The sequence below is a fragment of the Paraglaciecola sp. genome (assembly GCF_039942875.1).
Taxonomy (GTDB): Bacteria; Pseudomonadota; Gammaproteobacteria; order Enterobacterales; family Alteromonadaceae; genus Paraglaciecola.
Window position 1 is genome coordinate 86,640 of the sequence record NZ_JBDVBQ010000016.1, and the last position, 26,124, is coordinate 112,763.

The following is a 26,124-nucleotide window of genomic DNA, read 5'->3' on the forward strand; positions in this document are numbered from 1 at the left end:
CAGGAAAAATAATTAACCGAAAGTAAAGTGGCATGCAGTTTTTTGTTTATTTTATGTTAATGTGAAGTGAATTTAAATCGCTTCGTTATTTTAGTTAAATAACACCATTCTAGGTTAGTTAATGTTTTTTAAGTCCATTAAAAGTGCAACTACTGCATATCTCACTTGTGTTCTTATATTCATTGCTTGTGTTGCGTTGGCTATATCTATTCAAGAAAATAGACGGGTTTCTTTAGCGTCAATATCCAATGAACTTCAATTAGTATCTACATATTTAGGCGAAGAGTTAACCAGCAGGCCTGTGGTATTGCTACCAAGTTTACAACAGGTGCGAATACTTAATGCTTTAGATAAATTTAAAAGTGTTTCCTATGCCGCTGTTTACGATTCTAAGTGGCAACTGCAACAGTCTTATACTAAGGAAGCGTATAAGGCTACAAGTTTAGAGCCTCAAAATTATGCTGCAACGCCTATTTTAAACCAGCAGCCAGTGTCTAACCTTATTGACGATACATTGGTTGTAATGACTATTATTGATGGTGAGTTATCTTCAACTAACTATCTAGTGGTAGCAAGTGATGTTTCTAAAGTTTTGGGGGAAAATGTCAAAAGCCTTTTAAAACAAACCTTACCGTTATTTATAGTCTTGTTAACCTTATGTGCTGCATTTGGATATGCCCTGCAAGGTAAATTGTTATATCCACTAACTATGATTTCTAAATTTGCTAAAGAGGTAGAAGTTAGAAAGGACTACGGCATTGAAATAGAAACTCTAGATAAACTAGAGTTAGTTGAGTTGGGCGGCAGTATTAACTCAATGTTGCGTACCATTAATACAGAATACTCTAAAAGTCGTGAACTTACGCAAGCCTTGAAAGAGCATCAAAAGAACGCTGAAAGGTGGGCTAACTTTGATAGGTTAACTGGGTTTCCAAATCGCCAATTTTTTATGCAGACATTGCGCATTGAACTCGCCAGATCAATGCGTAATCACCAAGATTTAGTACTGATTTATTTTGATTTAGACGGAATTTCAAAGGTTTATGAGAAGCTAGGCCAAGAAACTGGTGACCAATTGCTTGTAAAAGTTTGTCAGCGAGCTAAGGGCCTATTGCGGGAGGGGGATCTTATAGCCCGCTTAGATGACTCAGAGTTTTTGATTTTGCTCCACAATCAACCGACTGACACTATGTTGGCAAACATAGTGGAGCGCTTAATAAAAGATTTTAACTCTCCATTTTCAATAAATAAGCAAGTTGTTGAAATCACTATAAATATAGGGATCGCTAAAGCATCAGATTCAAACTTCAATCTCAGTGAGTTCATAGAAAATGCTGATATAGCAATGTGTCGTTCAAAAATGCTTGGGGTAAATACCCATACTATGTACCTCCCAGAAATGATTAAAGATAACAAGCGTAGTGTATTGATTGCTGCCGCTTTCGAAGAAGCCATTCTAAATAAAGAGTTTACAGTTAATTATCAGTCAAGGCTGTCTGCCGACGAGCGAGTGGTGGCATATGATGTATCTGTGCATTGGGATAGTAAAACCTTAGGTTTTATACCAGAGAGCGAATTTACGCCTATTGCAGCTCAAAATGGAAAGTCTTGCGCCATAAACATGTGGGTAGTTGAAGAAGTATGTCGAAACTTAGCCACTATTACTGAGCTTAACAATGCTCAGCTTGTCATATCGATTCATTTATCTTGTGTTAATGATAAACACACTGAGGTACTCGATTTCATCAAGGATACCTTCCAAACTTATCAAGTTAAACCAGCAAATATTGAGTTTACTTTGCCTGAGTTGGTGTTTTTAGAGAACTATGATTCAGCTTCTGTATTCTTAAATAAATTAAGGGAGATAGGTGTTGGTGTTGCTTTAAGTAACTTTGGTTGTGGGTATTCTGGGTTAGGGTATTTACATGTGGCGGACTTAACAACTATTAGAATCGATAAACACTTTATTGATAACCTGATGCTATCTAAACGTCCCACACTCGTTGTAAAAACCATTATGAAAATTGCGAATCAACTTGGAGTACAAGTTTGTGCTGATGGTGTGGAAACCAGAGAGCAAGTGGACTTTTTAGTTTCAGTAGGCTGCCATCAAATGCAAGGTTTTCTATTTTCTAAGCCGAGTACGTTAGCGCAACTTATATATGTAGCGAACTAAGGCGAATTACTTCCTACATCTGGCTTAGGTATTATTTAAATTGATACTAAGTATTCAAATTAAGTTAGCCTGAATTAACATTAACTTAGCACCGTCTATGTTACATTAATGTAAATTGTTTTTACGACACGAACTGACGCGGTATTCAATCAAAATGCAGCTTAGGTTGCTAATTCATACTTCGTGTTTTAACCCTTTGTAAGGACCCTGATTAATATGTCTGATTTTCGCCAGCAGGCTCTTGATTATCACGCTAAGCCCACTCCCGGTAAAATTTGTATAGAAGTGACTAAGCCCGCAGAAAGCGTGACGGATCTTGCCTTAGCTTACAGTCCCGGTGTTGCTGAACCCGTGAGAGAAATTGCCGCTGACCCAAGTGCGGCTTTTCAATACACAGCCAAAGGTAACTTGGTGGCTGTTATTTCTAATGGTACCGCTATTTTAGGGTTAGGAAATTTAGGGCCGTTAGCATCTAAACCCGTCATGGAAGGCAAGGCATTACTATTTAAACGCTTTGCTTATATCGACTCTATCGATATCGAAGTGACTCATAAAACTACTGCTGAATTTATTGATACCGTAGCTAATATTGCCGATACCTTTGGCGGTATTAATTTAGAAGATATAAAAGCGCCAGAGTGTTTTGAAATAGAACAAGCATTAATAGAACGCTGCAATATCCCTGTGTTCCACGATGACCAACACGGAACCGCGATTGTTACGGCCGCGGGTATGTTAAATGCTTTAGAAGTCCAAGGTAAAAACATCGCCGATGCCATCATTGTATGTTTAGGAGCGGGGGCGGCTGCGACTGCTTGTATGAAGCTGTTAGTAAAGTGCGGTGCCAAACGTGAGCATATTTATATGCTAGACCGCCAAGGAGTGATTCATACAAGAAGAGATAATCTTACTTACCACAAAAAGCTCTTTGCAAATAATACTGACAAGCGAACCTTAGAAGACGCGCTAGAAAATGCTGATGTGTTTGTTGGTGTGTCTGGCCCCGATTTATTGCCAGCGTCAGCATTAAAGCTAATGGCGCCTAACCCTATTATTTTTGCATGCTCTAATCCTGATCCTGAAATCAAACCAGAGCTGGCCCATTCAGTGCGAGACGACCTTATCATGGCGACAGGTCGTTCTGATTACCCGAATCAAGTCAACAATGTGCTTTGTTTCCCGTTTATTTTTCGTGGTGCATTAGACGTTAGAGCGTCACAAATTAATGATGAAATGAAAATTGCAGCAGTTGACGCCATTCGCTCGATTGCTAAAGAGCCTGTTCCTGTAGAAGTCTTAGCGGCAAGTAATATAGACAGTCTCGCTTTTGGTAAAGATTATATTATCCCTAAACCTATGGACCCTCGCTTGTTGCAAAGGGTAGCTAAGGCAGTAGCTCAAGCGGCAATAGATTCTGGGGTGGCTGCTTTTGATAAGCTTCCGGCTAGTTATGCATAGCTTGGGTTTATTATTGACTCAGGTTATTCATATTTAAGCTCGTACTTTTTAAGCTTTCGGTACAAAGTACGAGTGCTCACTCCTAACTTTTTGGCAAGTTTGTCAATCGGTAGGCTTTGGGTTTCACAAATTTGGGTCAGATAGGTTTTTTCTGCCTGGTCTATTGTCACCAACTCTTCGGTTGCTACTATTCGTTTTGTGTTTTCTGCAAAAACATATTCCGGTATATCTTCAACATTAATCATGTCTTCATTGGTGAGTAACGCAGACTGTTCCACAATATTTTTCAGCTCACGGATATTTCCAGGGAAAGGATAGCGACTCAGCTTCTCTAATGCTTTATCTGAAAAGGTTTTATGGCAGGATTCTGAGTCATTTAAAAAGTGTCGAGCAAGAGCTGGAATATCCTCATGGCGAGTCGCGAGAGAGGGTAAGGTAATGGGAAAGCCCGCTATTCGGTAATATAAATCTTTTCTGAATCTTCCTTCTTGTACTAATTCGAGTAAATTATGATGACTTGCACAGATTAATCGAAAGTCTGCTTTGTGTTGTTTTACTCCCCCTACAGTGCGATAACATTGGGTCTCTAATAGTCTTAGTAATTTAACTTGCATCGCCAAAGGAACATCTGCAATTTCGTCAAAAAAGACAGTGCCTCCGTTAGCGATTTCAATCAGGCCTTTTTTAGTGTGAGTTGCCCCAGTGAAAGCGCCTTTTTCATGACCAAATAGCTCAGACTCAAATAAATTTTCATTTAAGCCTGTGCACTCAATAATCACAAAGGGTTTGCTTGCTCTGCTGCTAGACTCATGTAATGCGGTGGCTACTAACTCTTTTCCGGTGCCCGTTTCGCCATGTAAAAGTACTGATATTTCTGACTCTGCGGCGCGACTTATCTTGGTTAGCATGGCTTTGAAGGAAGCTGAAGACCCTATCATTTTGTTGGTTTCTGATTCAGCTGAAGCAAAGTTTATGCGGTTTAATATTTCTAAAAAACCTATTGTGATGTCATTTTCATCTTTTACAGGCCTCATTAAAATATCGCAGTAAGTTTTGCCCCGAGCGGTATTGTGAATATGCACCACACTGCTACTTCTATTAGTGGCTATACACGCCTGCATAGGGCAATCTTCACCATGTTGATCACAGGGTTTTCTGTGTTGATGTGATACCTCAAAACAATGACTCTTTCCCACAATCACTTTGGTGTCGTAGGTATCTCGATAAGCTTTATTTACTGCTAATATCTTGTACTCGGTATTGATAAAAATGGCAGGATTATCAATAGAATTGATCATCGATTGCACAATTGAAATATTCATACTTGGGTTGCTGTTGACTGACATTACTGTCATCTACTTTGTCAAATTTGACAAAAAATACAAGGTGTTTAAATGGGATAATTCACGATGGTTATTATTTTCATTTTATATCAATACTTTAGGAAGATATGTGGGGTTAGTTTACATGGCATGTCTTTTGTTTAGTCTGCTTTAAACTGTTTATTAGTTTAGACATAAACGGCAACACTCATTCACTTACATTGAGGCTTTAAAACCTATGCTCATTATTAACCATCACCTTAAAATATTAGGATTGGCGTTGCTATTATTAGGCTCTGCTTGTTATGCAGAGGGACCCCATTCTAATGTACTTGAAAACGAGGAAGTTAAACTTCAAAGGTCAGATTTAAGTATTAAGTTAGAGGAGGAAGCAAAAGCCAAAATAGCTATTTTTGCTAGAACGTTAAAGCAGACATTAGTAAGTGCTATGAAAGCTGGTGGCCCTGAAAATGGCATAAAAGTGTGTAAAGAAAGTGCTCAGCAAATTGCGACTATGCTTTCAACCGATGGTTGGCAAATGTCTCGAACGAGCTTAAAAACCCGTAACCCAAACAACCAAGCATCAGACTGGGAAACTGCCAATCTACTGCAGTTTGATGCTCAGTATAAACAAGGAGCAGCGCCCAATACGCTTACAGCTAGTTTGCAAACCCAAGATGCGTTTTTATATATGAAAGCGATCCCCACAGGGCAAATATGTTTGTCTTGCCACGGCGTCTCAATAGATAACGACTTACAGCAAACTATTATGGCTGCATACCCTGAAGACTCAGCTACCGGTTTTACCTTGGAGGATATTCGCGGTGCCTTTTCCCTTGTTAAGAGCCTTAACGAATAGCCACTTCACCCTGCAACTTGTAGGAAGGCTTAGGTGTCTTCCTTTGGTATTTAGTTGTCATGTCATAAATGACAAAATTTATGTTTGGCTTATTGATCTAGATCAACTGCTAATAATTAAAAGTCTAATAAAATCAGTTTCTTACTGCTAATTCTGAATTTGGCATACCTAATGCAAAGTCTTAAATAGACTTATTTCAATTTGTTATTTTTAACAAGCTCATTTTAGGAGAAACTGAATGAACGAAACATTGGTCGAGCTCTCTCGATTACAATTTGCCATGACTGCTATGTTTCATTTCATATTTGTTCCACTCACGCTAGGTATGACGTTTATGCTGGCCATTATGGAATCTGTATATGTTTTGACAGGTAAAGAAATCTACAAACAAATGACCAAATTTTGGGGCAAGCTGTTTGGAATTAACTTTGCTATAGGGGTTGCCACTGGTTTAACGATGGAATTCCAGTTTGGGATGAATTGGTCGTACTATTCTCATTACGTGGGAGATATTTTTGGTGCTCCTTTAGCCATTGAAGGTTTGATGGCTTTCTTTCTGGAATCCACATTTGTAGGTTTATTCTTTTTTGGCTGGGACAAAATGTCTAAGGTGAAACACCTTATGGCAACTTGGTTAGTTGCCATAGGTTCGAACTTTTCGGCATTGTGGATTTTAATCGCCAACGGCTGGATGCAACACCCAGTAGGATCAGAGTTTAACTTCGAATCAATGCGTATGGAGATGACCAGCTTTAGTGAGGTTGTCTTTAACCCCGTAGCGCAAGTTAAATTTGTGCATACAGTATCAGCTGGCTACGTTACAGCTGCTATGTTTGTGTTAGCAATCTCTGCTTATTACATCCTAAAAGGGCGAGACGTAGCCTTTGCAAGGCGCTCTTTTGCTATCGCCGCTAGTTTTGGTTTGGCGTCAGTTATCTCTGTGATTATCTTAGGTGATGAAAGTGGTTATGAGTTGGGTGATGTGCAGCAAGTTAAGCTTGCGGCAGTAGAAGCCGAGTACGAAACCCAAGACGCCCCCGCTGACTTTACCATTTTTGGTATTCCTAATGATGAAACCGAAGAGGTCGACTACGCCATTCAAATTCCTTATGCCATGGGAATAATCGCCACTCGCTCTCTTGATGAAGAAGTTATGGGGTTACAAGAGCATAAAGTGATTAATCGCCAGCGTATTCTCTCTGGTATTAAAGCTTATGCATTGCTAGATAGAGTGCGTGCAGGAAAAGCGTCTGAGGTAGAGCGTTCTATATTCGAACAACATAAAGCCGATTTAGGTTATGCCATGTTGTTGCAGCCTTTTACTGATGACGTCACTAATCCTAGTGAAGAGGCGATAACTAGAGCTGTTGATTACAGTATTCCACCAGTGGCACCGTTATTTTGGAGCTTTAGGATCATGGTGGCAGCGGGATTTGCTATGTTAATTATCTTCGGTTTGTCTTTCTACTATTCAACAAAACACCAAATTACTAAGCCTCGCTGGTTGTTAAAAGCTGCGTTTTGGGGGCTGCCACTACCTTGGATTGCTTGTGAGGCCGGTTGGTTTGTTGCCGAATATGGCAGACAACCTTGGTCTATTGCAGAAATACTGCCGGTGCATACGTCAGTATCTAACCTAAGTGTTTCTGATGTCATATTTACTCTTGTGGCTTACACAGCCTTTTATTTCGTGATGTTTGTGATTGCGTTTTACCTCATGCAAAAGTATGCCAAAAAAGGGCCTTCACAAACCTTTGCAGAAGCTGAACAAGCCCTTGAAGAGGCTTCGTTAATGAACTCTGAAACTCAAGGAGCACAATCATGATTGATTACGAATTTCTTCGCGTAGTGTGGTGGGTATTGGTGGGCGTGTTACTGATTGGCTTTGCTGTTACCGATGGTTTTGATTTAGGGGTAGGGGCGTTGCTTACTTTAGTCGGTAAAACCGACCAAGACCGCCGCATCATGATTAATACCATTGGGCCCCATTGGGACGGAAATCAAGTCTGGTTTATCACAGCAGGTGGCGCAATTTTTGCGGCTTGGCCCATGATATATGCCACGGCTTTCTCTGGGTTTTATGTGGCCTTAGCGTTAACGCTAATCGCGTTATGGATGCGCCCATTAGGGTTTGAATACCGAGCTAAGTTACCTCATAAACAATGGCGTTTAGCATGGGATTGGGCGTTATTTGCTGGAGGCTTCATTCCGTCGTTAATTTTCGGAGTAGCATTTGGTAATTTATTGCTTGGTGTGCCATTTGAATATGACGAAGCCTTAATGTCTACCTATAAAGGCAGCTTTTTTGGACTACTCACACCCTTCGCTATATTGAGTGGTTTAGTGTCGGTGGCTGTGTTACTTAACCATGGCGCGAGTTGGCTACAACTTAAAACCGATGGTGACTTACACAAACGTACCCGTATTGTTTCCATATATTTATCGATTTTCACTGCGGGCTTATTTACCTTGGCAGGCATATATTTGGCTATTGGCGTTGATGGTTACGTGATCACCTCTGCTGTAGATAGTTATGCAACCAGTAACCCTTTGAATAAAACCGTAGAAATCGTCAGCGGTGCTTGGCTTAACAATTACACCACCTACCCTTGGATGGTAATAGCGCCGGCATTAGGGATTGGTGCTGCACTTACTTGTGCATGGGCTTCGTATGTGGGTCGCAGTGGTTGGGCGTTTGTAGCCAGTGCATTGGCCATAACTGGCGTTATTTTAACAGCTGGTTTTTCAATGTTTCCGTTTTTAATGCCTAGCAGCATTATGCCCAGTGCAAGTTTAACAATATGGGACGCCACTTCATCTCAGCTTACCTTACAAACCATGTTTATTGTTGCCTGTATCTTTGTACCTATTGTATTGAGTTATACCGCTTATGGTTTTTGGGTCATGCGTGGTCGTATTAAACAAGCAGACTTAACCAAGTCTCACGTGCTTTATTAAGGAGTTACTTTATGTGGTATTTCACTTGGATTTTAGGCGTTTTACTAGCGTGTTCGTTTGGCATTATTAACGCCTTGTGGTTAGAGGCTACGGAAGATATGGACCGTCTTGGCGATGTAGGCCCAAGGGACGAAGATAAATGATAGACGCATCAATAACACCCGAGCAGCAAGCACAAACATGGCTGCGGAGTATTTCGAAAGAAATGCTCTCTGGCCAAGCTCGTGTGTTATTGGTACGTTTACTTCAGTTGGTTGCGCAAATTTCTGTATTTTGGTTTTTTGCTAAAACCATTCATTGGGTGATAGTAGAGCAGCAGAATGTTCTCCCAGAGCAGCTTGTGCCCTTGGCATGGTCTGCATTGATTTGGATAAGTTTGATATGGCTTGCAGATAACTTGCAAAGCCATAGCAAATACAAAATTGAGACTGAATTAGAAAACCGGGTGCATAGGGTTTTCAAAAACAAACACCTTGCGATCACCCGTCAACATTCAGCAACCTATTGGCAGCAGTTGTTACTCAACAATATCTCCGATATTGGCAACTATTTAATTCAATATAGTGTGCAAAAGTGGCTTTCAGCTATCGCGCCTTTGGTGGCTTTGCTGGTTATTTTTCCGATTAACTATGTGGTCGCCATCATCTTGTGTGTGACTATGCCTTTGGTTCCTGTCTTTATGGTTTTAGTCGGTAAAGGCGCGGCAGCGTTACACAGAAAGCATTTTATTGCCCTAGAGCGCCTAGGTGACATGTTTTCTGACCGTCTAAAAGCACTGACATTAATCACCACAAGCGGGCAGCATCAAGCTCAACAAGCAAGACTTAATGACGCGAGTAGTATTGTCAATCGTAAAACCATGAGTGTTGTGTCTATAGCCTTTTTATCTACCACTGTTTTAGATTTTTTTGCCACAATCGCCATAGCTTTAGTCGCGGTATTTATTGGTTTTTCTATGCTAGGTGAAATAAATATTGGGCCTGAGATCAGTTTACAACAAGGCCTATTTATGTTGTTGACTGCACCTTTGTTATTTTCGGAGTTACGGGCTTTAGGGCGTTTTTATCATCAAAAAGCAAAAGCCGAGGCCAGTGCAGAAAGGTTTGCTTTACTCTTTGATGATTTCGAGCCCTCGAACAACCAAGCAGCCTTTACTGGCTTAGCTTGGTTAAACTTTCACGTTACTAGGCCTAATCTACATGCAAACAAGCTGACACTAGAACCAGGTGACTGGGTATCGTTACAAGGTAATTCTGGGCAAGGTAAAACGGTATTGCTTGAAGCCCTAATGGGGTTTAGAGCGGCATCACACCAGTTATCTGCGGATCTCGCCTTATTATCCCAGCAAACTGCAGTGTTAGATAAGTCTGTTGCTTTTAATTTACATTTAGGTGACTTGTCAGTTACCGAACATGACATGGTAAACGCATTGCAAGAAGTAGGGCTTATTGATTGGTTAAACAATTTAGCTAATGGCCTAGCAACTGAGTTGGGAGATTGCCCCGCTTTGTCGGGTGGTGAAGCTCAACGTCTAGCATTGGCGCGAGTATTACTAAAACCTAAAGATGTGGTTTTATTAGATGAGCCCACCGCCCATTTGACTATCGAACAGCATCAAGACATTGCCGCTCTTATTTATCAAAAGTTACAGCATAAAACAGTGATTTGGGCATCTCATAAAACACTTTCTGATACATGGTTCAAGCGCACTTGGAAGGTTAGCCATGGTGAAATTAAGGAAACACCATGATAGACACTCCATCTAGCAACACCTCAAAAGCTGAGGTAAACGCAAAGCCTCAAGGCTTAAAGCTGTTTGCAACCTTATTACTGATGTTAACGCACTTTGCTGCGGGCCTTGCCATCTTGATTGTGGCGTCTTGGTTTATTGCAGCCTGCAGTATCGCTGGTATGGGCTTTAACTACATGTTACCGGCTGTGGTGATCCGTGCATTGGCTATTTTACGTATCGCATCGGGTTATTTCAGCATGCTGGTGGGCCATAACCATCTGTTAAACAAGCTAGCGGCGTTGCGATTGAGAATTTTCGCCTCCCTAGAAAACAAAGTATCGATTTCTAGAGAGCAATCTTTAGATGCCCTACATCATCAAAGTGAAGAAGTAGCGGGTATCTGGATAGCTTGGGTTGGACAAAATGCAGGAGTTCTTCTTTCTTTAGTTATGCTTAATCTTGTTTCAATATTTTTGATGCCACCATTAACAACAACGATAATCATCTTTACAGGGATTTTTATGTTTATCTATTTGGGTTTATTGATTGCTATGCTCAAGGTGAGCGCTAATATTGTGGCCGCCAAAAAACAGGCTCAATTTGCTATTTTGCAACATATCGAAGCCGCGCCTATTTGGCATTTACTGCAGAACTACAATAAAAATGCGCCAAGACTCAATACACTCCGTAAGCTTGAAGCATCTCAACAAAGGCAAGTTAGGCATGCATCTTTGTTGCTTTTGTTATCTGGAATGGGGTTACTGATTACTATATTGAGTCATTATTCTGGTCAGTATCTTGGCCATGCCGAGTTTATTGTGCTCCCAATATTGTTACTGTCTCTGAATGATTGGTTAACTCCCGCTTTGGCTAACCAAAAGCAGCTTGCTAGTTATGTTGGAGCTAAAAAATCGATTCAAGATGCCTCCACAAATACGCAGGACCTATCGGTTATCTCAGAACACTTAGATGCAATTGAAGTGGCTAAATTTAAACCCATAGACACCAATATGAGAAAGACCAATGCGCACTTTAATAAAGGCAGAGTTAATGTGTTAGTTGGTAGTTCTGGGGCCGGTAAAAGCCGTTTTTTACAGGCGTTAGCAGGGTTGATAGAGCATCAAGGCTCTCGTGAACTCGAATTTACGACACATGCGCAATCTAGGCAACATGGCTTATTGTCTGACGCTGTTTACCTAGAACAATTTCCATATGTATTGTCTGATACTGTAAGAGCAAACTTGCAGGTCGCTAACCTCAATGCTTCAGATGCTAACATGCGACAAGTCTTAAGCGAGGTAGGTTTATATTCTCTTGATAATCTAGACCAGTGGTTAGGAGAAAATGGCCGGCCACTATCAGGAGGAGAAAAAAAGCGTTTAGGCTTAGCTCGGGCTTTACTCAGTCAAGCAAACTTATTGCTTGTAGATGAGCCTTTTGAATCCCTTGATGAAGAAAATATTCAGCGGGTGAGTTTGACAATTAACCACTTAGCCACCGATAAAATAGTGATTGTCGCGACGCATATAATACCAAAAGGTCTTTTTATTCGTCAGTGTTGTCCCCTTGAAGTCTATGATGAAATGGCTAGATGCCACGCCAATACATAACTTAACTCTAGACCCTCATTTGGGCTTTCTTATGAGCCCAGCACTGCAAACATAATCATTTTGTTGTATCTCCCACAATGTAAAGCTCACCTAATCTTACTCATTTCATGATATTCTAAAGTACATAAAACGGTTTAGCCCCTTGAATACAGAGCCCCCAACATGCTTATTAGAGGCAGTTTGCGGTAATGGAGTGTATTTAACTAAGTGGTCAAACATCTAAAAAGCGGCGCCAGAGGTTACTCAACTTCAGCTTGAATTAGCGTATAATCTAGCAAATCCGATTACGAAATTTAATTTTACTCATTAAAAATGGTTACTCACTATGCAGTTTAAGCGACTTAACAATGCGATTGTCACCGAAAAATACAGCGATGAATCGCTGCGAGATCAAAAAGCTGCAGCCACGATTGTGCATTTAGGAATAGGTGCTTTTCATCGCGCCCATCAAGCTGTCTATACAAATAATGCAAATGTTTTGGCCGCTCAAGCAGCAGAAGATATTTGGTCAATTATTGGTGTTTCACTACGCAGTGCAACGGTTCGCGACCAATTAGTGCCACAAGATTGTTTTTATAATGTTGTAGAGAGTGATGTCAGCGGCAGCAATCGATTTTTGGTTAGTGCGATTAAAAATGTATTGGTAGCCCCTGAAAATCCACAAGCTGTGTTAGATGCTATGTGCGCTGAAAAAACACAGATAGTATCGCTTACGGTTACAGAAAAAGGGTATTGCCATGATGTAGTGAGTGGTGATCTTAACTTGCAAAACCTCGATATTCAGCATGATTTGGCAAACCTAGACTCCCCCAAAACCACTATTGGTTTTATTGTTGCTGCCCTTAAATATAGACATGACAACGCCTTGCCTGCTTTTACTGTGCTAAGTTGTGATAATTTACCAAGTAACGGTAAAACTCTCGCTAAGATTGTATTGCAGTTTGCAGAGAAGATTCATCCGGCTCTGGCAGCTTGGATTGAGCAGCAAGCCAAGTTTCCTAACACTATGATAGACCGCATAGTGCCAGCGACAACCGCAGACGATATAGACAAGTTTTCGCAACGATACGGTTATCATGATTTAGCCATGGTAAAAACAGAACGTTTTAGCCAATGGGTGATTGAAGATAACTTTGTAGGTAAACGCCCAGCATGGCAAAAGGTAGGGGCGAATATAGTTAATGACGTAGACGCTTATGAAAATGCAAAACTGCGCCTATTGAATGGTGCTCATTCTTCTTTGGCATACATTGGTTACCTAACAGGGTTAGATTTTGTGCATCAAGTGATGGAAAACCCAGAGTTGACTCGCTTTTTAACTCACTTAATGAAGGTAGAAATTGCCCCAACTATTGTTGCGCCACAAGGGTTAGACTTACAACAATACTGTGACGATTTGTTGCAACGTTTTTCTAATCCAGAGCTGCACCATCGAACTTATCAAATTGCTATGGATGGCTCTCAAAAAGTGCCTCAGCGCTTATTGCATACAGTAGAATACAAGTTAAAAAACAATCAAGCGTTCGACGGGTTAAGTTTTGCCATTGCAGGGTGGTTGCGTTATACCATGGGGGTTGATGAAGCAGGGGCTGCAATAGAGGTACAAGACCCTCGTGCAGAACAGCTCGCCGAGATTTACAAACAGCATGCAAATAACTCTGATGAGTTGATTGATGCTTATTTGAATGTCCATAGTATTTTTCCTGAAAGCTTGCAAAGCTATCCAGCTTTTAAAGAAAGTCTGAACTATTGGGTGAGTTTGATACAGGAATTGGGGGCGAAAGCAGCCTTAGATAAGCTGTTAGAGCGAGTAGAGGCAGCTGTAAAATAGAAACATACCCTACCTAGGCTTTTTTATTTAAGTTGCTGCAATCGAGAGTGTAATGGTGAGTTATGTTTCGATTTAATTTTAGATGTATAAGGTTTTGTTTATGATTTATATAGTGATGGGCGTAAGTGGTTGTGGAAAATCTACCATAGGCGAAGAATTGGCCAAGCAACTATCGTTGCCATTTTATGATGCAGATGATTTTCATTTTCCTGAAAGTGTTGCCAAAATGGCCAGTGGAACGCCCCTCACAGATGAAGACCGTAAACCTTGGTTGACCTTACTTGCCAACAATATTACCCAGTGGCAATCTGCAGGGGGAGCCGTTTTAGCTTGCTCTGCCTTAAAACAACGTTACCGTGATATTTTATCTTCAACCACTGAAAACACGGTTCGTTTTGTTTATTTAAAAGGTGATAAGGCTACATTAAGCGCTCGTTTAAACAGTAGAGATAATCACTTTATGCCCGAAACGTTACTAGAGAGCCAATTAAATACTTTAGAGCCCCCTCAAGATGCCATCACAGTATTATTGAAAAACACAGTTGATGAGATTATTTCGCAAATTTTAAAGGCAGTACAAAAATGAGCTACCCAATTCACCATGTTGATACTGAAAAAACGATTTCTGACGATGACTTAAAGCAAATTGTTGATAACTTTATTGCTCAAAAAGCCAGTGAAGCAAAGAAAATTTTGATATTACCCCCAGATATTACGCGCTTTTATTCAAAAGCTGGGTTTATCTCAAGTTACCTTTATGAACAATTAAAAGACCAAGCAGAAATATTTTTTCTGCCGGCTCTTGGTACCCACGAACCTATGTCGCATGACGAAATAGACAGCATGTTTGGTAAAGACATTCCTAAAGACCGATTTTTGCCACACTTTTGGCGTACCGATGTTGAAGTCCTCGGAGAGATCTCAAAGGAGCGTATAGGTGAATTGTCTGAGGGTAAATTAGACTGCACGATGGAAGTGGCGGTAAACAAGCTACTACTCGATGGGTCGTGGGATTTGATTATCTCTGTAGGGCAAATCGTACCCCATGAAGTGATTGGCATGGCGAACTACACCAAAAATATTTTAGTGGGTGTAGGTGGTCAAGATACCATCCATAAATCCCATTATTTGGGCGCTGTATATGGCATGGAACGCATTATGGGGCGTACCTCCACTCCAGTGAGAAAGGCGTTAAATGAAGGCTTTGATGAATTTTTACGTCATCTACCCATAGAGTTTATTTTAACTGTACTAGGTAAAAAAGATGACAAGTTAGCGCTGCAAGGTGTCTATTGCGGTAACCAAAATGAAACCTATGAAGCAGCTTGTGAGCTCAGCCAAAAGTTAAACTTAAATCTATTATCTAAGCCCATTAAAAAAGCCATAGTGTTTCTTGAGCCTGCCGAGTTTAAAACCACATGGTTAGGCAATAAGGCTATTTACCGTACTCGTATGGCCATGGCTGATGACGGCGAGTTAATCGTTTTAGCCCCTGCTTTACATCGTTTTGGTGAAGACTTAGCTATTGATGAATTAATTCGAACCTATGGCTACAAGACCACAGATGAAACCTTAGCGGCAGTACAGCAAAATCCAGAGCTTGCGAGCAACTTATCTGCTGCAGCGCACTTAATTCACGGTACGACTAATAACCGCTTTAACGTGACGTATTGTCCTGGTGATGGCCTAACGCAACAAGAGGTAGAGTCGGTTAATTATCAATATTGTCATTATGACGAAATGGCAAAACGTTACCCAATCGAGAGCCTTAAAAATGGTTGGAATACGCTAGCCGATGGCGAAGAAGTCTTTTACGTTAGTAACCCTGCCTTAGGGTTATGGGCGACAGAAGAAACCTTTAATAGCTAGTGTTGTCATTGCTATTTTATCTTGCTAATTAAAGGCTAGTTCATACCAATGAAGACTAAAAATGCACATATACACCTAGATATAGTCGGTGGCATTGCTGGAGATATGTTTATATCAGCCATGCTAGATATGTTTGATGACCTAATACCGCAAGTGTTGACGTCGGTAGCGGCAGTATTACCTGATGAAGCCGGTGAAGTTGAACTATTTGACGGCATCAACTCTGGCATTAGTGGTAAGCGCTTTAGGTTAAAGACAGAGCAAGTTAGTGCCTCAAGTGATGCCAAAGAGCATGCCCATTCTCATGACCATGATGCTGGGCACCACCACCATAGCCATGAACACCACCACCTAGAGTCAGATGCTTCTCACGGACATAAACACACCACCTATATTTACCTATGTGAATTACTAAGAAACAGTGCGTTAAGTAAAGAAGTCATACAAGCGGCTATCGACCTGCTGACTATCATTGCCAAGGCTGAGGCAAAAATACATGCTAAGTCTTTAGATGAGGTGCATTTTCATGAACTAGCTGATTGGGACTCGTTAATGGACGTGGTCGCCAGTGCGGTCATATTAGATGCATTGGCGGGTTACTCTTGGAGTATGTCAAAACTGCCATTAGGTGGGGGCTTGGTGAATACTCAGCATGGTTTAATCCCAGTGCCAGCCCCAGCTACAGCAGAAATATTAATAGACTTTGAGTTTTTTGATGATGGTATTCAAGGTGAGCGGATCACACCTACCGGTGCCGCTATTTTACGTTATCTCGCCAACAAGCAGCTTGTCACTACAAAACAGCAAGGAAACTTGCAAGCCACCGGCTACGGGCTAGGGACAAAAGTATTCCCAGGTATGCCAAATATTTTAAGAGCCATGTCATTTGACTGTCACAGCAAAACTAATAGTGAACAAGACACCCTAGTGTTAATTGAGTTTGATATTGACGACATGACGGGTGAAGAACTCGCACTATCAATCGACTTGCTAAGACAACATCAAGGGGTAATTGATGTTGTTGTGTACTCTGTTAGAGGTAAGAAAAACCGCGCCATGGAATCCGTAAGGGTCATGGCACATTGTGAGTATTATCAAGATGTTATCGATTATTGCTTTATACAAACCACCACAATAGGGTTACGCTATCGCTTTGAGGGTAGAGCTTTACTCAAAAGAGAGCTTGTAACGGAAACTGGGCCCGCTTATAAACAGGTTAGTCGCCCTAATCAAACCGATACAAAAAAGATAGAGCACGACGAGTTAGTCTCATTGGCGAGTTTGCACCAACGGCGCATGCGTAAATACAAAACAGAATTGTCTTAGGTCAGAGGTAACATATTTAATGCAGTTAAAAGTTGATAAGCTAACGGCCTACTTTGACCAGTTCGAGCATTTTTCTATTGCCGTTAGTGGTGGTATAGACAGCATGTTGTTGGCATACCTTGCTAATCGCTTTGCCAAGGCAAAGGTCAAATCTGTACATGCGTTTTCGCCGGCAGTTCCCGAAGCGGCTTATCAAAGAGTGAAGCACTACGGGCAGCTTTATGATTGGGATTTAGAAGTCATCAACGCCGGAGAGTTTGACGATTACAACTACCTTAACAACCCCGTTAATCGTTGCTATTACTGTAAAAGTAATCTGTACACTAGAATAGCTGAGCGCAGCCAAGGCATGGTTTTTTCAGGCACCAATATTGACGACCTAGATGACTACAGACCAGGGTTAAAGGCCGCCGAAGAACAAGAGGTAAAACACCCTTATGTCGCAGCAAATATTAATAAGTCAGATATTTATAACATCGCCAAATTTTATGGCTTGTCTGATCTCCATGCGCTGCCAGCTCAGCCATGTTTAGCCAGTAGGGTAGAGACTGGAATTAAAATTGATGCAGACGACTTAGGGTTTATCAACCAAGTTGAAGAGTCCACCCGCCAAGCCTTACCCAATGTTAAAAATGTACGTTGCCGCATTACCCAGCAAGGTACATATCTAGAAATCGATACCATGCCCGAGAGCGAAGTAGTAGAGCGCCTGTCTACTAACCTAGCCGCTTTATGCGCAAAAGATGGCAGAATATTCTCAGGTATTCGTACCTACCAAAAAGGTTCAGCTTTCATCAATGGAGTCACCCATGGATAGTTTTGTTTGGGACAAAGACAGAAAGTCTAGAACAGGCATTGCTGAAGCCGTTTTTTGCAACAATAAAAGTGACGCCGACTTAATCGCCATAATTGAATACAATATTTCACATCACTCGTCGGTGTTATTAACCCGCTTAAGCCCCACACAGTGGGCCATGTTACCCGCTGCAGTTCAAGAAAAACTAGACTACGAAGCAGCCTCAAGCACCGCAATATTGAACTTTATAAAGCCTGAATCAACATCCTCAGACGTGTGTATCGTCTCTGCTGGTACATCAGACTTAGCGGTAGCTAAAGAAGCCCAGCGCACTTTAGCGTTTAATGGCTATCATGCCCCCATTTATGCAGATTTAGGTGTGGCAGGCTTATGGCGACTGATTGATAAACTAGATGATATCAAACAGCATAAAATTATTATTGCCCTAGCGGGAATGGAAGGTGCCTTGTTTAGCGTGCTTTCTGGTTTGGTCGATATGCCAGTTATAGCCGTGCCCACATCTGTGGGGTATGGAGTCTCGGCTGGTGGCCAAGCCGCATTAACTAGCGCCTTAGCCTCATGCTCACCAGGAATACTAACTGTAAATATCGATAATGGCTTCGGCGCTGCTAATGCCGCCATTAAGATCATGAAGCAATTTCACCCAGTTACAGGCGTGTAATAAACAGTTACCGCCTCAAGTAAATTTTAATTATCTGACTATTCAACGTTATCACCGGTTAGATTTTTTTGACTATTCATTTTATAGAATTCGATGGCATCCAAGGGTAAAAAAGCTTGTCTATACTGCATATTTGTAAGGTGTAAAAAGCAATAATGCACTAGCCTAGGTTGAATCTTTTGCTTAAAGAGCTGGCACAATAAGCACCATCAAATGGAGTTGACGATATGAAATTGTTAGGTTTTTGTATGGTGATTTTTATTTTCAGCAGCCTTGCCCATAGCCAAGGTAAATGTAAGCAAGAAAAGCAACAAGTTGACCATTGGAATAGCCAACTTAAATATAAAGTCACAGAGCATGCCCGCAACAAACATCGCGTAGCAAAAGCAGCTTATCTAGTCTGTTTACGGCAAGTAGAGCCGGTACAATCTAAAAAATCTAACGCTAAAGTCACTGATAGTACAAACATAACTAATTTACCCGACTTTAAAACAAAAACTAAAAGCACAGCTATGAAAAGCGTCACGGTGTCACGTTACGTTAACTTTAAAGGTAAAAAGAAAGCGGCATGGCAACAATATTTTATTGAACCCACAAAATGCCTGGAGAACAGGAGTGATATGAGTATTTTTGTAAAATGTGCCAAGCTCAGAAAGCACGAACTCAAACGTTTTAATGCAAGGTGGGACGCAAACACTCAAACTTTAACGCCTTTATTGGAACCATGATTGAGTTGTCACTTGTATGCTTTAAGGTAGTTCAAATATAAACGTTATTTTTAGTAGCATGATTAGGTGGAATGAATGGATAAAATAGAGTTTGTTGCTTTTTGCGAGTCGCAGCTAAAGCGAGTGTTTAATTTAACTAAGCAAGGCAAGCCAGACACCAAGCAAAAACATAGAGTAGAAGGGGTATTATTAGCAGGTGAAATGCTAGGTGTTATTGACCGTTTAGAAAGCTCAGAGTTAATGGAAAGTTGAACGGTGAAAAATAAATTGGGCAGGGAGACTTTTTAAACTAAATAAGGCCTGACAGTCGGTTGTTGATATACCGGTATCTGTCAGATCAAGTTTGAATTTCTACATCTAGTGTCAGAATTTTCTGAAACTCGCTTGGTGTTACTCCGATGAGATTTGCGAACTCTCGATTAAAACTTGACTTTGTTCTAAACCCAGAATCATAGATAACGGCTGTTAGTGGCTTCTTTGGATTTTGTCGAATTATTTTGACGGCCTCGTCTACACGACGCTTGTTCATAAACTGGGAATAACTTTGCCCCGTTTCGGTATTTATCGCTTCTGATAACTGACGCTGAGAGACTCCTAACTCGCTCGCTGCCATCGCAATAGTAAAACCCGATTCGACTTTAAACCATTCAAGTTCATTCAATTGTTCAGTGAATTTTTTGATCAGTGCGGTTGTTGCGTCAGATACTTGCTTTGTTTTGTTTCGATCAAATCGTATATTAGACTGTGTTTCCAACATCCAATCCCACAGAGGGTGACGCTGCAAAGCGCAATAAAGAGTAAGCATATTAGTTACTAAAAACATCAACGCGAAAAGAATAGCAAACACTGATTCTGCTAACAACTTACCTGTGCTTAACTCCCAAACAATCAATAACTCAACAAATGCATTAACCGCAAGAGTCACCACTAATAGCCTCAACCATTGAAACACCATCGGCATAGTCTTTGTGGATTTTAGTTCTGCTTTTGACTTAACCAGCTCATTAATCGTCAACCCTAAGTAGCCCCAAAAACTGAGCAACAGCAACGGATCAACCCAGTTCATTAGAAAAGTAAATCTACCAAAAAGCGCCAATGTAACAAAGACTGCTGGAAGGCAGTGAAGCGCTATTCGTTTAATCTGAACTTTATGGGGTGAGAGCACCATTTGGAAATAGTAGTAATACAGCGGCCCAAGCAACGTAGCGGCTATCGCTCTTAGCGCCCCAACTTGCCACACTCCTGAAATCAAAAAGACATAACCCAACACATGCAACAGCGCAACCAAGGAATAACAACTACCTAATACAGCAGTATGCTCAGACTTAATCGGCCTGATGATTAAGTGCGATGCGAGCAATGCACAAATCAGAGTATTGGTTAAAAACAGGGTGCTAAGCGGCATTTCCATAAATAAACTAGTCCTAAAACGCGTTTTGCGTCGCAAAAAAATTCTTGCCGAGGTGCTATAGGTATCTTATTTTACAACAAGGATAAAACATGTTCACCACATATACACTACGCTTAATTGGTCTCTTAGGCCTTTATTTCACAAATGGGTCTCAAGCAGAAACCACGCTAATAAAGAATGTAACAATTATTAACGAATATGCTGAGCTACTAGAGCAACCAAAGAATATACTTATTATTGACGAAATCATTTCCAAAATCGGCAATTTCGATACTCAAGCCGATCACATCATTGATGGACAGGGAAAATATCTTATACCAGGTTTAATTGACTCACACGTGCATCTAAAAGGTGTACCAGGGCTAAGAGTAGACTCCGTCAAAGATCAAGAATTACAACGAGACGGAGCTAAGCAAATTCCCAGAAGCTACCTTTACTTTGGGTTCACAACCGTATTGGATCTGGCAAGCTACTCCAGTTTTGTCAGTCAGTGGAACGCTCAAGTTTATGCGCCTGAAGCTCTTTATTGTACAGCAATGTCCATTTTGAATGGATACCCTATTGTTTACAGCGGAGAAGCAGCGTCCCAATTGAGTTCCCCCATGGCTAGCTACTTGCTCTATGACAAAAATCAATCCGACGAATACCCGGCAGACTATCCGGTAAAAGAACATCTACCAGAGCACCTTGTGAAAAAAGCAAAAAAAGAAGGTGCTATCTGTATAAAAACATTCTACGAAAAGGGCTTTGGGGTTAAAAAAAACTTACCTGTACCAGACCTAGATTTAATACGCGAGCTCAAGCTATACGCAAGTCAGGAAAATATGCCACTTTTTCTACACGCCAACTCTACAGACGCGTATCAATTTGCATCACAAACCAACGTTTCCGTTTTGGCTCACGGCTTATGGCATAGCAATGGGAATGACATTAAACCGCTAATTAAAGATATTGCACACCAAGATATTTCGGTACAACTTACCTTGACTGTAGTAGAGGGCGAACTCGATCTATTTGACCACTCATTCTTTTCAAGCGAGGAGGCTCATTCAGCGATACCCTCCTCTTTAATTAATTGGTACAAAAGTGAGAGTGGGCAATGGTTTAAAAAAATTCTAAGTTCAAACGTTCTCAACCTTCAAAATAACAAACAACATGAAACCATGAAAAAGAAATACGACCATGTCTTTCAAACACTTAGGCAAGGCGTACACTCTTTATTAGAAAACAATGTCAATCTTGTATTTGGTAGCGACACACCTAGTGGGCCAATTTACACACAATTTCCAGGCTTAAATGGGTTTCGAGAAATTCAAGCCTGGGCAAGAACAGGAGTTGACTTAAAAACACTATTCAAATCATTAACTATTCGAAATGCAGAGCTATTAGGCGTGCAAAATCGCATAGGTGCCATTAGAGAAGGCATGCAAGCTGACTTACTGCTTTTGAACGAAAACCCATTAGTAGACGTGCAAGCCTATAACAGTATTCAGACTGTTTTCATCGATGGCCTCGCGATTGATCGTGAGAGTTTAGCCGCGAAATAGAAAACGTAACTAAGGTATTTACTTGTAGTCGCTCAGACTTGATCTGACAGTCACCCATTTTTCAAATGGTGCTGTCAGTTTAGATTTGAGCTAAAATCCTTTCTGCCCAAACCTTTTTCCATCAAGTAATGTGACCAACGATGTTCGTCCGCAGCACACTTTGCCCTGATGAGTTCGATGATTGTTATAGGAATCCATCCAATCGTCCAGATCTTTTTGTAACTCCTCCATCGTCAAATATAGTTTTTCCCTAAATGTGATTTGATAAAACTCATTCAGAATAGTCCAGTGGAAACGTTCATATAAGCCGTTAGTCTGAGGTGACATGACATTTGTTTTGGTGTGGTAAATGTCATTGATAGCCAAATAAAGCTGGTAATCATGACGGTCAACTTGCCAACAATACTCTGTGCTTCTATCGATCAATAACAGCCCTGAAAGTGATAGCTGTACGCCATTGTGAAAACATAATTCCAGACGTTGTTGCGCATCAGCTACTTCTGAGCTTACCAAAGTGTTTCTCCGTGACTAACGTCAAGTTGACAAATTCGGTGTTGTCAGGTGCTAAAAGGCCGCGCCATTGCTTCAATTGAGCGCTGCTTATCCGCAACGCGGAAGTGATAGCACTGGAAGAACAGTGCACGAGTAATAAAACAGCCTGCTGACGCAAGTGTTCGGAAATGGCCTCTCGTTGGCCATTTTTATTGCTACGCCATTGCTCAAAGATGGTAATAACAGTTGACAGTTGCTCTTGGTTTGACATATCTGCGTCCGAATAAATTAGGTGCAAGTATTATGAAGCATAAAACACTAGAAAAATGGCGAGAATTGATTACCCAACAGCAATCTAGCGAGTTAAGTATTGTTGATTTCTGTAAAATGCTCAGGCTAAGCACTTCGAGTTTCTATAAATTTCGTGGTCAATTACAAGAACCAGATAACCCACCTCGGTTTGTCAAAGCCAGCAAGCCTGATATCGACAAAACTATTCAGCCATCAGTCTCTGTTAGACTCGGTGAGGTTTCGTTATCGTTTCCAACTCCTTGCTAGCCACTTTGGTTAAGGCACTGCAATCATGAGAATGTTTGTGGAGTCAGATGATATTTATTTGCATTTTGAGCATGTTGATTAATGGCTTGTTGGCGATTATCGAAAGTGAACTGGTATTAAATGCATTTTCCGGTGCATTATTTATCTTCTGCAACAAAAAACAATACAAGCTTAAGCTATTATACTAGGATAAAACTGGTTTACCATTATGGTACAAACAATTGGAGAAACAACGCTTCAAATGGCCTAAGTGTGGCGAACTTAAACACACTAAATTAAACGAACAGCAGTTAAAATGGTTGCTCGGTGGCTATGATATTGTTGGACATCGCACCTTGGATTACGCTGCTTCTGGGTTAGAACCTACGATCATAAGTAGCATTTAACGTTCACGTTTCAATCTAAATAAAGTAATAAAATCAAGTGTTTAATGTGGCATGTTAGTGCCATGAACGAACACGACTATCAACAACGCATCCTTGAGCTTGAAAAGCAGGTTAACAAACTAGAAAGCCGAAACCAGTTTCAGGAAGAGCAGTTTCGCCTCGCCCAACAACAACGTTTTGGTGTAAGTAGTGAAGGCCGTCCTGGTCAGGGGGAGTTGTTTAATGAAACCGAAGAAATAGTTGAAGACAGGGCTGAAAAGCTTGAGTTTATCCCTGCCCAAGTCAAAGTGATTGAGCATGTACGCCCTAAATATGCGTGCCGAGTGTGTGAAAAAGAAGGTACTAAGAATCACATCAAACAAGCCTTGGGGCCGCCTTCAGTTATCCCCAAAGGGTATGCAACACCGTGCTTACTCAGTCACATAATCACCAGTAAATGTCAATTTGGCTACTCCTGTATCGCCAAGAAGCCATGTTTAAAAATAGGACATTGAACTCAATCGTCAAACTATGGTTGATTGGATGATAACGTGCGCTGATCTTCTCACACCGCTATATGACCGTTTGCACGAATTGATACTGAGCCAACCAGTTATTGCTGCCGATGAAACCACCCTAAAAGTGGTGAGCGAAAACAAAGCCAAATGTTATATGTGGGTGTACATATCAGGCGCAGACTCGTCTGAAGGTGCATTACCAAATACCGATATTCCAAACACCGTGCTTTACGACTATCAATCAAATTGTGCGGGTCAATGTGCCGGGGATTATTTACAAGGTTACAGCAGTTATCTGCAAGTGGATGGCTATGCAGGCTATCAGAAAACCCAAGATACGCTCGCAGGGCGCTGGGCGCATGCGAGACGTAAATTCGTTGAAGCGAAAATCGTACAGGGCAAACAATCTAGTGGTAGAGCCGACTGGGCAATGAACCATATTCAAAAACTGTATCGGATTGAAACGCAAATCAAAGCGAGTACAACTGAAGAGCAGCAGCCAATAAAACAGGAAAAGAGCACCATATTACTCAAGCAGTCCGAAGCATGGTTGGTAAAATCAGAGCCGCAAGTATTAGCAAAAAGCAAACTAAGCGAAGCCATCACTTACAGCTTAAATCAATGGGATAAACTCAACAAATATACGCAAAATGGTCAACTGAGCATCGACGATTATCGAGCTGAGCGGGCAATCAAGCCCTTCGTTATAGGCAGAAAGAACTGGCTGTTTAGTCAAACAGCCAAAGGCGCGAAGGCCAGCGCTATACTGTACAGCATTATCGAAACATCAAAAGCGAATGGGCTGACGCCGTTCGACTATATGCGGCACCTACTTGAACACATCACGTATACCGGTTAATGTATCACTTTGTTTGAATACCAAAGTATCGGCACAAAATATTTGTGGAGCCCTATCGCGGGTCGATGAAGGCGATTATTCACAAGATTGGGTATGACTATGATTTTGATATTCAAGAGTTAGAAATCCCAGACGATCATATTCATATGGTTATCAAAGGTGAACCGAGAATAGCATCTAGTCATGTGATGCAAGTTATAAAAAGTATCTCAGCGAGAGAATTTTTTAAGTTGTATCCAGATATTAAGAAACGATATTTTGGGGGCGGTAAGCTTTGGACGCAAAGCTATTTCGTGGAAGTCATCGGTAACGCTAATGAAGAGACGGTCAGGAAATATGTTCAAAACCAACTAATCGAGCTGGATAGTAAAGAAAAGAATGCCAAGCAGTTGGGGCTGTTTTAAAACTCGGTCGCTTGCGGCCGAGTTTTTTATATCGAGCAACTGCTACCATGGTGATTTACTAAAGACTAGGTGTGATTGCCAGACGGTTACTCTTCACGCAAATAAAATTCCGATTGCACTGGATATAGTTGGTCTGTAAAAACTTCTGTAACCTGTAAAATATGAGTGATTTAATTTATTCTTTTAACGCTCGAATTTTGCATATTTTCTGTGGCAAAAATGACTTTCGCTTCGCACCCCAACTGATTAGCTAGTGTAGTGGTCAAGTCTTTTTGGCCACAGGTTTAGAATATTTCCAGTATCTCATTTCCGATTTATTTGGCGTTAAACCACCGTTATATGAATGCGGCCTTAGCTCGCTGTAATATCCAATTATATAATTAGTAATACTGTTTTTTGCTTCGTTAAAACTTGTGAAGCCAGCTGTTGGTATCCATTCCGTTTTTAAACTTCTAAAAAATCTTTCCATTGGCGCATTATCTCAACAATTACCTCGTCTGCTCATACTTTGAGTTAACCGATAACGCCATATATGCTGCCTAAATTGACGGCTTGTATAATGACTCCCCTGATCGCTATGGAACATGACATTTTTAGGCCTACCACGACTTTCAAAAGCCATT

Annotated in this window: 23 protein-coding genes and 2 pseudogenes; 21 read left to right on the forward strand and 4 right to left on the reverse strand. The window is 41.0% G+C overall.

Translation table 11 applies throughout. The features are described 5' to 3' along the window. Positions 1 to 121: 121 nt before the first annotated feature. Both ABJE44_RS04870 and ABJE44_RS04875 read left to right on the forward strand, forming a co-directional pair. On the forward strand, positions 122 to 2,176 hold the full coding sequence (locus ABJE44_RS04870; RefSeq protein WP_348113486.1) for an EAL domain-containing protein: 2,055 nt from the start codon (positions 122 to 124) through the stop codon (positions 2,174 to 2,176). 216 nt (positions 2,177 to 2,392) lie between these two features. Continuing rightward, complete coding sequence (locus ABJE44_RS04875; RefSeq protein WP_348113485.1) at positions 2,393 to 3,634, forward strand: malic enzyme-like NAD(P)-binding protein; 1,242 nt, start codon at positions 2,393 to 2,395, stop codon at positions 3,632 to 3,634. 23 nt (positions 3,635 to 3,657) lie between these two features. Here the strand turns inward: ABJE44_RS04875 and ABJE44_RS04880 are convergent, their stop codons facing one another. After that, complete coding sequence (locus ABJE44_RS04880) at positions 3,658 to 4,980, reverse strand: sigma 54-interacting transcriptional regulator (protein ID WP_348113484.1); 1,323 nt, start codon at positions 4,978 to 4,980, stop codon at positions 3,658 to 3,660. 214 nt (positions 4,981 to 5,194) lie between these two features. Between ABJE44_RS04880 and ABJE44_RS04885 the strand changes: the two genes are divergently transcribed. The 14 genes from ABJE44_RS04885 to ABJE44_RS04950 all read left to right on the forward strand — a co-directional run bounded on the left by ABJE44_RS04885 (position 5,195) and on the right by ABJE44_RS04950 (position 19,599). Then, positions 5,195 to 5,815 carry a DUF3365 domain-containing protein gene (locus ABJE44_RS04885; protein WP_348113483.1) on the forward strand — a complete coding sequence of 207 codons (621 nt, stop codon included), beginning with the start codon at positions 5,195 to 5,197 and terminating at the stop codon, positions 5,813 to 5,815. A 238-nt stretch (positions 5,816 to 6,053) separates the two neighbouring features. Beyond that, positions 6,054 to 7,640: a cytochrome ubiquinol oxidase subunit I gene (locus ABJE44_RS04890; protein ID WP_348113482.1), complete on the forward strand. Its 1,587-nt coding sequence runs from the start codon at positions 6,054 to 6,056 to the stop codon at positions 7,638 to 7,640. Beyond that, on the forward strand, positions 7,637 to 8,773 hold the full coding sequence (gene cydB, locus ABJE44_RS04895; RefSeq protein ID WP_348113481.1) for a cytochrome d ubiquinol oxidase subunit II: 1,137 nt from the start codon (positions 7,637 to 7,639) through the stop codon (positions 8,771 to 8,773). Before ABJE44_RS04890 ends, cydB begins: the two co-directional genes overlap by 4 nt. Positions 8,774 to 8,784: 11 nt before the next feature. Then, on the forward strand, positions 8,785 to 8,916 hold the full coding sequence (gene cydX / locus ABJE44_RS04900; protein ID WP_133468081.1) for a cytochrome bd-I oxidase subunit CydX: 132 nt from the start codon (positions 8,785 to 8,787) through the stop codon (positions 8,914 to 8,916). Next, a complete protein-coding gene (locus tag ABJE44_RS04905) occupies positions 8,913 to 10,523 on the forward strand; it encodes an ATP-binding cassette domain-containing protein (protein WP_348113480.1) in 1,611 nt (536 codons plus the stop codon). The genes cydX and ABJE44_RS04905 overlap by 4 nt, the downstream gene beginning before the upstream one ends. Further along, positions 10,520 to 12,115: an ATP-binding cassette domain-containing protein gene (locus ABJE44_RS04910; protein WP_348113479.1), complete on the forward strand. Its 1,596-nt coding sequence runs from the start codon at positions 10,520 to 10,522 to the stop codon at positions 12,113 to 12,115. The genes ABJE44_RS04905 and ABJE44_RS04910 overlap by 4 nt, the downstream gene beginning before the upstream one ends. A 325-nt stretch (positions 12,116 to 12,440) precedes the next feature. Next, positions 12,441 to 13,946, forward strand: coding sequence for a mannitol dehydrogenase family protein (locus tag ABJE44_RS04915; protein ID WP_348113478.1), 1,506 nt, complete (start codon positions 12,441 to 12,443; stop codon positions 13,944 to 13,946). A 100-nt stretch (positions 13,947 to 14,046) separates the two neighbouring features. Further along, positions 14,047 to 14,532: a gluconokinase gene (locus ABJE44_RS04920; protein WP_348113477.1), complete on the forward strand. Its 486-nt coding sequence runs from the start codon at positions 14,047 to 14,049 to the stop codon at positions 14,530 to 14,532. Next, positions 14,529 to 15,815 (forward strand): lactate racemase domain-containing protein, encoded by a 1,287-nt coding sequence (locus tag ABJE44_RS04925; protein WP_348113476.1) that lies wholly within the window; start codon positions 14,529 to 14,531, stop codon positions 15,813 to 15,815. The genes ABJE44_RS04920 and ABJE44_RS04925 overlap by 4 nt, the downstream gene beginning before the upstream one ends. Positions 15,816 to 15,863: 48 nt before the next feature. Further along, entirely contained in the window at positions 15,864 to 17,141 is a 1,278-nt protein-coding gene (locus ABJE44_RS04930) for a LarC family nickel insertion protein (protein WP_348113475.1), read from the forward strand. 19 nt (positions 17,142 to 17,160) lie between these two features. Further along, on the forward strand, positions 17,161 to 17,958 hold the full coding sequence (locus ABJE44_RS04935; protein ID WP_348113474.1) for a hypothetical protein: 798 nt from the start codon (positions 17,161 to 17,163) through the stop codon (positions 17,956 to 17,958). Further along, positions 17,951 to 18,619, forward strand: a complete 669-nt coding sequence (larB, locus tag ABJE44_RS04940; protein WP_348113473.1) for a nickel pincer cofactor biosynthesis protein LarB — start codon at positions 17,951 to 17,953, stop codon at positions 18,617 to 18,619. Before ABJE44_RS04935 ends, larB begins: the two co-directional genes overlap by 8 nt. Before the next feature lie 227 nt (positions 18,620 to 18,846). Continuing rightward, entirely contained in the window at positions 18,847 to 19,347 is a 501-nt protein-coding gene (locus tag ABJE44_RS04945) for a hypothetical protein (protein ID WP_348113472.1), read from the forward strand. A gap of 75 nt (positions 19,348 to 19,422) precedes the next feature. Next, positions 19,423 to 19,599 (forward strand): hypothetical protein, encoded by a 177-nt coding sequence (locus ABJE44_RS04950; protein WP_348113471.1) that lies wholly within the window; start codon positions 19,423 to 19,425, stop codon positions 19,597 to 19,599. An 85-nt stretch (positions 19,600 to 19,684) separates the two neighbouring features. On the opposite strand, the gene ABJE44_RS04955 is transcribed toward ABJE44_RS04950, so the two are convergent. Continuing rightward, complete coding sequence (locus tag ABJE44_RS04955) at positions 19,685 to 20,758, reverse strand: helix-turn-helix domain-containing protein (protein WP_348113470.1); 1,074 nt, start codon at positions 20,756 to 20,758, stop codon at positions 19,685 to 19,687. Between the two features lie 89 nt (positions 20,759 to 20,847). On the opposite strand from ABJE44_RS04955, the gene ABJE44_RS04960 reads away from it, so the two are divergent. Next, positions 20,848 to 22,305 carry an amidohydrolase family protein gene (locus tag ABJE44_RS04960; RefSeq protein WP_348113469.1) on the forward strand — a complete coding sequence of 486 codons (1,458 nt, stop codon included), beginning with the start codon at positions 20,848 to 20,850 and terminating at the stop codon, positions 22,303 to 22,305. 79 nt (positions 22,306 to 22,384) lie between these two features. On the opposite strand, the pseudogene ABJE44_RS04965 reads toward ABJE44_RS04960, so the two are convergent. Then, positions 22,385 to 22,734: pseudogene (locus tag ABJE44_RS04965) on the reverse strand (integrase core domain-containing protein); the annotation flags it as partial. A gap of 366 nt (positions 22,735 to 23,100) precedes the next feature. Between ABJE44_RS04965 and ABJE44_RS04970 the strand changes: the two are divergent. From ABJE44_RS04970 to tnpA, 4 genes are all read left to right on the forward strand, one after another. Then, positions 23,101 to 23,355 carry a hypothetical protein gene (locus ABJE44_RS04970; protein WP_348113468.1) on the forward strand — a complete coding sequence of 85 codons (255 nt, stop codon included), beginning with the start codon at positions 23,101 to 23,103 and terminating at the stop codon, positions 23,353 to 23,355. A 430-nt stretch (positions 23,356 to 23,785) separates the two neighbouring features. Further along, positions 23,786 to 24,235, forward strand: a complete 450-nt coding sequence (locus ABJE44_RS04975) for an IS66 family transposase zinc-finger binding domain-containing protein (protein ID WP_348113467.1) — start codon at positions 23,786 to 23,788, stop codon at positions 24,233 to 24,235. A gap of 16 nt (positions 24,236 to 24,251) precedes the next feature. Then, a complete protein-coding gene (locus tag ABJE44_RS04980) occupies positions 24,252 to 25,097 on the forward strand; it encodes an IS66 family transposase (RefSeq protein WP_348113466.1) in 846 nt (281 codons plus the stop codon). A gap of 17 nt (positions 25,098 to 25,114) precedes the next feature. Beyond that, positions 25,115 to 25,501 (forward strand): IS200/IS605 family transposase, encoded by a 387-nt coding sequence (tnpA, locus tag ABJE44_RS04985; RefSeq protein ID WP_348113641.1) that lies wholly within the window; start codon positions 25,115 to 25,117, stop codon positions 25,499 to 25,501. Positions 25,502 to 25,763: 262 nt separating this feature from the next. On the opposite strand, the pseudogene ABJE44_RS04990 reads toward tnpA, so the two are convergent. Continuing rightward, positions 25,764 to 26,124, reverse strand: a pseudogene (locus tag ABJE44_RS04990) (integrase core domain-containing protein); the annotation flags it as partial.